Raw genomic sequence first — 912 nt, 5'->3', positions numbered from 1 at the left:
GCGCTGTTCCAGCATGTTGCGGCCAATCGTCTGCCCCGCCGCCAGATCGCTGCTGGCAACCCAGGCAATCTGGGTCGACAGACGCTCAACCTGGCGTACACCCAGGACGCCCGCCAATGCTGTCGACACCACAAAGACCATTACCGCCGCAGTGGCACTGCCTGTCAGTTTGCGTTTCATGTCTGGCCTCCATCACTGTCGGGGGTCGTCTTTCTGAGCTCAGTGCTCTGGTCAGAAAGCACTCACCTCAGAATCCATCGTCACATTTGTTAAGCCCTAAACCCTAAAGGCCACCCGAAGCTCAGGCTGCGGGTGGCCCTGATAAGTCCTGCCTGTTAGCGAATAACGACAGTACCTGCATTGCTCGAGGACGAAGAACCGGCACCGGCAACCACCGTGCTGCCTTCTGTGTTATCCAGCGCAACAAAGCTGAATTCGGCCTCATCGCCTGCCAGCGTATCGATCGCATCACCGTAGGAGGAACCCTCTACGCCAGCGGTCGATTCGGCGTTCAGCATGCCGTTAAAGGCGTAGGACTGATCCAGTGCACCTATGGCCTCGGCCACGTCTTCCATTTCCGCGGTCACCGCATCTCGCATAGTGACCAGGCCCACCACCATACCCATGACCATCACGGTCACCAGCAGGACGAGTTCGGTGGTCATCACGAATCCACCCTGTTTTTTGGCAGCGCTGTGCAGCTTGGTAGTTGCTTTCATGAGTCGTTCCTCAGTATCCATATTTTTGTATGGGGGCCGCTCCTGAGGAGTCGACACCGCCTGTTGTTTTGTTTACACCTGGAACAAAGCATTAGCCGTGCCAGAATCTGAAAACTGAAATAAAATAATTCTAAGTCACTCATATTTAAAAGGTTATTTTTTAGGCCCTGCGTTTAAAGACACCTAAAAAAAC

The 912-nt window shown here is 54.1% G+C and carries 2 protein-coding genes; both read right to left on the bottom strand.

Features of this window, described 5'->3' with window-relative positions; all coding sequences use genetic code 11:
- Window positions 1-180, bottom strand: a 180-nt coding sequence (locus tag MPRO_RS02595) for a hypothetical protein (RefSeq protein WP_216821218.1), incomplete at its 3' end; no start/stop codon positions are given.
- 155 nt (window positions 181-335) lie between these two features.
- Entirely contained in the window at window positions 336-719 is a 384-nt protein-coding gene (locus MPRO_RS02590; protein WP_082708407.1) for a hypothetical protein, read from the bottom strand.
- Window positions 720-912: the final 193 nt, after the last annotated feature.

The sequence above is a fragment of the Marinobacterium profundum genome (assembly GCF_001528745.1).
GTDB classification, from domain to species: domain Bacteria; phylum Pseudomonadota; class Gammaproteobacteria; order Pseudomonadales; family Balneatricaceae; genus Marinobacterium_A; species Marinobacterium_A profundum.
This window is presented reverse-complemented; position numbering and strand designations above follow the sequence as displayed.